5 protein-coding genes are annotated in these 7,245 nt (G+C 40.2%); 4 read left to right on the top strand and 1 reads right to left on the bottom strand.

Annotated features, from left to right (window positions below):
• The 4 genes from LKD48_RS06965 to LKD48_RS06950 all read left to right on the top strand — a co-directional run.
• The coding region (locus LKD48_RS06965) for a DUF4091 domain-containing protein (protein WP_308731578.1) at positions 1-1,802 on the top strand (1,802 nt) is incomplete at its 5' end.
• Positions 1,803-1,892: 90 nt separating this feature from the next.
• Positions 1,893-3,224, top strand: coding sequence for an MATE family efflux transporter (locus LKD48_RS06960; RefSeq protein WP_227101530.1), 1,332 nt, complete (start codon positions 1,893-1,895; stop codon positions 3,222-3,224).
• Between the two features lie 53 nt (positions 3,225-3,277).
• Complete coding sequence (locus tag LKD48_RS06955) at positions 3,278-4,606, top strand: Na+/H+ antiporter NhaC family protein (RefSeq protein ID WP_066561941.1); 1,329 nt, start codon at positions 3,278-3,280, stop codon at positions 4,604-4,606.
• Between the two features lie 19 nt (positions 4,607-4,625).
• Positions 4,626-5,213, top strand: a complete 588-nt coding sequence (locus tag LKD48_RS06950; RefSeq protein WP_308731577.1) for a YdcF family protein — start codon at positions 4,626-4,628, stop codon at positions 5,211-5,213.
• Between the two features lie 45 nt (positions 5,214-5,258).
• Here the strand turns inward: LKD48_RS06950 and LKD48_RS06945 are convergent, their stop codons facing one another.
• The gene (locus LKD48_RS06945; protein WP_308731576.1) at positions 5,259-7,160 is read right to left on the bottom strand and encodes a beta-L-arabinofuranosidase domain-containing protein; all 1,902 of its coding nucleotides are present in this window, start codon (positions 7,158-7,160) and stop codon (positions 5,259-5,261) included.
• Between the last annotated feature and the right edge of the window lie 85 nt (positions 7,161-7,245).

The following is a 7,245-nucleotide window of genomic DNA, read 5'->3' as shown; positions in this document are numbered from 1 at the left end:
AACTGAACCGCCGTGTACCGAACGGTATGCACGGTGGTGTGAGAGGTCGGCGGCAAAAGCCGCCTCCTACTCGATCACACAGTGATAATTGGGAGAAGAAGATAATGACAGGGAATAAAGAGGCATATTTTTACTTGGCAAGCAGTTTGGAAAAAATATTTCCAGATACGGAATGCGTGAAGAAAAATGATCAGCACACAATTTCAATTTTTAAAGGAGAGCTTCCGGCATTTTTGCTTGTATATGGAAGCAGCAGTAATTACGATGGCGATAGGAAACGTTTTGCAGAAGGCTTTACTTATGAGATAAAGGGCAGCCCGTCACCTGTGCGTGTGCGCGATGTGGAGCTTGTACCTAGCGCTTTTCCATGTTATGAGCAGACGGACGAGTGGTATTTAAAGAGTCAGCCAGGATTATTTCCTGATCTTTTATGTCCGCGCGAAACAAATTTTGTTCGTTTGATTCCTGGACAGACACGTTCACTATGGATTGATTTTTTAGATACATCTGCAATTGTACCTGGTACATATCAGGTTGATATTTTAATATATGGAAAGGATGAAAAAGAACCTTATCAGATATTGACAGTGAATTTAAATGTGTTGGACAAAGTGCTTTCAGAACAGACACTTATTCACACTGAATGGTTTCATGCAGACTGTCTGGCGGATTATTATCATATTCCTGTATTTTCAGAAAAGCATTGGGAGATAATGGAAGCACAGATTGCGCTTGCAGGAAAAGAGCTTGGAATCAATATGCTGCTGACACCTATTTTTACACCGCCTCTTGATACTGCAGTAGGTGGGGAGCGTACAACAGTGCAGCTTATAGATATTGTGCAGGATGCAGATGGATCTTACAAGTTTGATTGGTCAAGATTAAAACGTTGGTGTGATCTTTGCCTAAGAAATGGAATAAAGTATCTTGAAATACCGCATTTGTTTACACAGTGGGGTGCGAAAGCAGCACCAAAGATTGTTGTAACAGTAGATGGAAAGAACATAAAAAAGTTCGGATGGCATACACCAGCACTAGATTCATCGTATCAGAGTTTCTTAAAGCAGTTTTTACCAGAGCTTCAAAGTAAATTGATTGAGTTTGGATATGATAGAGATCATGTTTTTTTCCATATCTCAGATGAACCAGGAATGGATTGCCTGGAAAGCTATAAGGCGGCACGAGAGAGTGTAAAGGAAAGCCTGAAGGGATGGCAGGTAGTTGATGCACTTAGCGAGTATTCTTTCTATGAAAAAGGAATTGTTCAGCATCCGATTGTGTCAAGCAATCATATAAGTGTCTTTTTAAAGAATAAGGTGCCGCAACCATGGGTGTATTATTGCTGTGGGCAGTCTGTTACAGTACCGAATCGCTTTTTTGCAATGCCAAGCTGGCGAAATCGTATTATGGGAGTATTGATGTATCTTCATGGAATTAAGGGATTTTTACACTGGGGCTTTAATTTCTATAATTCGCAGTATTCGATTTCTCATATTGATCCATTTTTTAACACACATGCAAGTTATGCGTTTCCATCTGGTGATGCATTTTTGGTTTATCCAGGTCCAGATGAAAAACCGATGTCATCTATTCGTGCACAGGTGCAGCGAGAGGCTCTTGATGATTTAAATGCACTTACTACATTAGAATCGGTGGTTGGCAGAGAACGTGTTGTTGCACTGATCATGGAGAATGCTGAGGAACCGTTTGATTTTGAGCATTATCCTCACTTGGCAGATTATATTTTGCATCTTCGTGAGCGTATGGCAGAGATCTTCATACAGGAAGAACAAAAATATTAATTTTAAAGTGCACGTAATGAAAAAGAAAGGAATATGATCTATTTTAGGTTTTGAACAATGAATGCTACAGATATGACCAAGGGAAAACCAATGAAACTACTGTTTTTGTTTTCTCTTCCTTTGATGTTTGGCAACGTTTTTCAGCAGCTTTATACAGTAGTTGATACAATGATTGTAGGTCAGACGCTTGGTGTTTCTGCATTGGCAGCACTTGGCGCTGCAGAGTCTCTAGGCTGGATGAGCCTTGGAAGTATACAGGGATTGACACAGGGATTTTCCATTCGCATGGCACAGCAGTTTGGAGCGAAAGATGAAGATGGGCTTCATCAGGCAGTTGGACACAGTATTGTGCTGTCAGCCTTGCTTGCAGTTTTGCTTACTATAGTATTTCAGGCAGCTGTTCGTCCAGTACTTGCTATTTTACAAACCCCAGAGGATATTAAGCCAGATACGATTTTATATCTTCGTATTTTATTTGCTGGTATTCCCATTGTTGTTGCATATAATTTATTGGCATCTATGCTGCGCGCAATTGGAGACAGTAAGACACCTCTTATTGCAACAGCCATTGCTGCAGCCAGCAATATTGTATTAGATTTGCTTTTTGTATGTGTGTTTGGATGGGGCATTGCAGGGGCAGCAGAAGCGACACTTATTGCTCAGTTTATTTCAGTAGTATATTGTTTTTTCACAATAAGAAAGCTTACGCTCTTACATCCGCGCAGGAAAGATTTGCGCTTGGAAGTTGAATTGTCAGGCAAGCTTATGCTTCTTGGTCTTCCGATGGCTTTCCAAAATTTTATTATTGCCATTGGATCTATGATTGTACAGCGCTTGATTAATTCGTTTGGTGTTATTTTTATTGCAGGATTTACGGCAACGAATAAATTATATGGAGTATTAGAAATAGCGGCCACTTCATATGGCTTTGCCATGGTTACTTACACAGGACAAAATCTTGGCGCAAATCAGCCTAAACGCATTCGTGAAGGTTTAAAGGCAGGTGTAATTATTGCACTTATTACCTCGACAGTGTTAGGCGCCATTTTGATTCTTTTGGGAAAACCATTGCTTTCGTTGTTTATTTCAGGTACAGAAGAAGAAATTTCACAGACACTTGCGATTGCATATCATTATCTTTCTATTATGAGCGTATGCCTGCCAATTCTTTATGTTTTGTATGTATTGCGTTCTACTCTGCAGGGATTAGGTGATACAGTAAGTCCTATGCTGTCTGGTGTAGCAGAGTTTGCAATGAGAACTGGGTGTGTGCTTCTTCTTCCATTATGGCTTGAGGCAGAGGGCATTTTCTATGCAGAGGTTCTTGCATGGACAGGTGCAGATCTTGTATTGATTCCAAGCTGTATCTGGGCACTGCGTCATCGCTTGACTAAAAGTGACGACACTAAGAGAAATCTGTAAAATGACAGCAAAAGAACTGGTGATTTTAGAATAAAAATAGGGGAATAATAAAAATGAAGAAATTAAATTATATTGCGCTGCTCCCTATAGGGGTGTTTTTGGTTTTATATCTTGGACTAGGAATTTTATTTGAATATGTGATGAAAATTCCAATGGGATTTGATAATGTACCAATTGTGGTAGCATTTTTGGCGGCAATTCTTACGGCCTGTCTGCAAAATCCGAAGCTACACTTTGATCAGAAGCTTGAAATAATGGCACAGGGAGTTGGCGATAAGAATATCATTACGATGCTTTTGATTTTCTTATCAGCAGGATCTTTCGTAGGAATTGTAGGAAGAAGCAGTGCAGAAAGTGTTGCCTATTGTATGCTGTCATTGATTCCGGCGCGCTTTTCAGTAGCTGTTTTATTTGTAGTAGCTTGTTTTGTATCAGTTGCCATGGGAACATCAGTAGGTACAATTACGCTTCTTGTTCCAATTGCAGCGGCTGTCTCTAAGGCATCAGGTTTTGATTTGCCGTTTTGTGTTGGATCTGTTATGGGAGGAGCCATGTTTGGCGACAATTTGTCCTTTATTTCAGACACAACGATTGCTGCGTGCAATGGTCAGGGATGTAAGATGAAGGATAAATTTAGAGAAAATTTTGGAATTGCAATGCCAGCGGCAGCAGCAACGCTGATTGTGATTTTAATCTTGTCATTCCAGACAACAATCAAGGGACATGTGAGCCAGCCATATAATTTAATTCAGGTTATACCATATGTGCTTGTATTGATAGGCGGTGTGGTTGGAATTAATGTATTTTTAGTTTTGCTTATTGGAATTGGATCGGGTGCATTGATTATGCTGATTGGCGGCTATGTGGAGCCTGTGGAAATGCTCATACGTATGGGAAATGGTGTTTCTGGAATGTTTGAAACATGTATGGTTGCGATTCTGGTGGCGGCAATGTGTGCGCTGATAAGAGAATATGGCGGATTCGAGGCACTTTTAGGAATTATTAGAAAGGCATTTAGAGGAAGAAGAGGCGGTCAGCTTGGAATGGGACTTTTAGTTGGTGCTATGGATATTGCAACGGCCAATAATACAGTTGCAATTGTAATGGCTAATCCAATTGCAAAGGAAATGGCAGTTGAATATGGAATTACACCAAGAAAGGCAGCTTCCATTTTGGATACGTTTTCCTGCATTTTTCAGGGTGTAATACCATATGGTGCACAGATGCTTGTTGCTATTTCAGCAGTCAATGAGCTAGGCAGTCAGATTTCTGCTTTTCAGGTTATGCCAAGACTGTACTATCCAATGTTTCTTTTGATCAGTTCTCTGATTGCTATTGTTGGTGTAAAGGGACGCAGACGTTGTTACAGAAAAATAAGGTAATTAAGAAAGAGGAAGCATAATGGATTTTTTGTCCTTTAGAGAAGAAATTACAAAATACATTTTTGCAGAAGATATGCTGCAAAAGGCTGATATAATATTGATTCCAGGAAATGCATATCCGCAAAATGCTGAGCGTGCGGCAGCATTATACAGACAAGGTTATGCACCATATATTTTGCCAAGCGGAAAATACAGTACACTAGTCGGACACTTTGCAGGTGTTTTGGACCGGGCAGATCGCTATAACAAGGAGTACAAGACAGAATGGGAATTTTTAAAAGATGTTCTTGTTCAAAATGGCGTGGATGAATCAGCAATTTTAAAAGAGGATCAGGCAACCTTCACATGGGAGAATGCCAAAAACTCAAGAATTGTCACAGATCAAAATAAACTAGTGATACAAAAGGCTATTTTGTGCTGCCGCAATGTACATGCAAGAAGAAGTCTTATGTATTATCAAAAATCTTTTCCAGAAGCGAAAATATTTGTCAGTCCATCGGTGATTGGAAATATTACAAAAGAAAACTGGTATACAACGAAGGATGGAATTGATGCAGTAAATGCAGAAATTTCCAGAATATTATATCAGTTTTCACTTCTCGTATAAAATAAAAAAGCCTGCTAGTTTTTTGCTAGCAGGTTTTTGGTTCTATTAATCGCGAATTACCGGAAAATAGACTTGATAAGGTTCATATCCAATGTCGTAGATAGGGATGAAACGAATACCTGTTTCCTGATAGCGTGTGCGGAATGTGCGTTTCCAGTTTCCCCATTCACGTTCATTATCATGAAGCAAAAGTGTTTGAAGCTCATGACCGTGTGTGTGAAGCGAGCGCTCTTCACTGCAAAGGCCGGCAAGTGCGATTGGTCCAAAACGAAATGCAACAAGATCTGGATCATCGTCTGCAGCGACTGCAGTGATGCAAAGAGGAAGAATAAGGCGAAGTTCATCACCATTTTGCCAGTTGCGTTGAATGGTAAGAAATCCGTCTTTTGCATCAACAGGCATCTGTTTGCCGTTAAGTTCAAAGCAGACATCCTGAAATACGGCTGGATTTCCGGCGTAGGAATCGGTGCGTGCACATGCCCAATCTGGAATGCGAAGTTTTAATGAAAAATCAGCGCAAGGGGAATCCATTTCAATGCGCATGCAAATTGCCATACAGTCTGGCTGAATTGGATAACGCTGTGTGTTTTCATGAATTGCTTGTTCAGCAGAGCTTGTACTTGAAATGTGGAAGCTTCCGCTTAAGCTATCTTGCTTTTGAATTAAAGTAACATTTGTGTTGCCAATTGAAAAGCGTGCAGTGGAGTCGAAATATTGAGCAGCATATAAATTTGTACCATCCTGATAGTACAGATACTGGTTATGGGCAGCATTTGCCTGTACGACAGAGCCGTGACAGCAGAAGAAGTCTTGTGTTTTGGAAGCCCATCCCTTGCGTGATCCAGCGCGCATTGGAAGAAAATATGTAAGAAGACCTTCTGATGGATAAGAAGATATCTGACCATTTGGAAGATCCTCCTTCCAATAGGCTTGCGCAAGGATGCCATTGTACAGATTTTTTTCAATATAATTCAGATAGGAAACATCGCCAGTCCAGGTAAAAAGAATGTTTGCAAGACGAATCATATTGTATACACTACAGTGCTCTTGATTTCGTTCTCCAAGGCGTGATGCCTGGCGATGCTTTGGTGTCCAAATCTCACCATTTGTCTGACCGCCGGTAACGAAATAACCACGATCTGTAACAGCACATTTCCAGTAAGCAAGCACAATATCACGATAACGTGTAATTTTAGTTGCTTCATAAACGGCGGCACAGCCGATGATTTCTGGAATAGTTGTATTGGCATGCATATTTGTTAGTACGTCTTCTCCAGCTAAAAGAGGATCAAATAGGCGATGACGGTCATAACGCTCAATTAAGGTTAGATACATGCTATCTTTTGTAATATCATAAAGCCGAGCCCATATTTCAAGCATTCCACCAGTTTCAAAATCAAGAATGTCATCGAGCTGTTCTCTTGTACGATTGTCTGTGTAGCGAAGGAACCATTTGGAGAAATCAATTGCAATGGTGAGGGCTTCCTCATTTTTTGCATATAGATACATGTCAAGAAGTCCCATAAAGGTTTTGTGTACGTTATAGTGAGGAGCCCAAACTTGCTTTTTGATAGCAATCCAATGAAAATATTTTTCTGGAATAGAAGCAGCCCATTCGCCGCCATTGTCAAGCTGACAAAGACGAAGCTCATGAACAATTTCATTTGCTTTGCCAAGCAGAGCCTGATTGCCAGTTTCATCATAGTGAATGGCAGCCGCGCTCAGCCAGTGACCAAGAAAGTGACCACGCAGCTGACAGGAGGGATCTTCCCAGCCGCCATGCTTAAGTTTTTTGTTTCCAAAATTTTGATAACGGCCAGCCTCTTGCGTAAAATTTTGCAGCAGAGCATCGCTTTCTAGCTCCATCAGATAGTCCATATTTTGCTGCTCTTTGTTAAGTAATAATTGATCCTGTAGTGTGACATCAAGTCCTGATAATTGTTTCATTATAATTATAATATCCTTTCTGGCAAATGCCTTTACGTTTTTATTTACTTATAGTATAATCGGAAATGAAATAAATAAAATGAAA

The organism is Anthropogastromicrobium aceti (assembly GCF_020687335.1).
Lineage (GTDB): Bacteria > Bacillota > Clostridia > Lachnospirales > Lachnospiraceae > Anthropogastromicrobium > Anthropogastromicrobium aceti.
The sequence above is the reverse complement of the archived record's forward strand: the minus strand, read 5'-3'. Positions and strand labels throughout refer to the sequence as shown.

Excerpts from the sequence above, each read along its gene's own strand:
- LKD48_RS06960 (WP_227101530.1), top strand. The coding sequence starts at position 1,893 with ATGAAACTACTGTTTTTGTTTTCTCTTCCTTTGATGTTTGGCAACGTT.
- LKD48_RS06950 (WP_308731577.1), top strand. The coding sequence starts at position 4,626 with ATGGATTTTTTGTCCTTTAGAGAAGAAATTACAAAATACATTTTTGCA.
- LKD48_RS06955 (WP_066561941.1), top strand. The coding sequence starts at position 3,278 with ATGAAGAAATTAAATTATATTGCGCTGCTCCCTATAGGGGTGTTTTTG.
- LKD48_RS06945 (WP_308731576.1), bottom strand. The coding sequence starts at position 7,160 with ATGAAACAATTATCAGGACTTGATGTCACACTACAGGATCAATTATTA.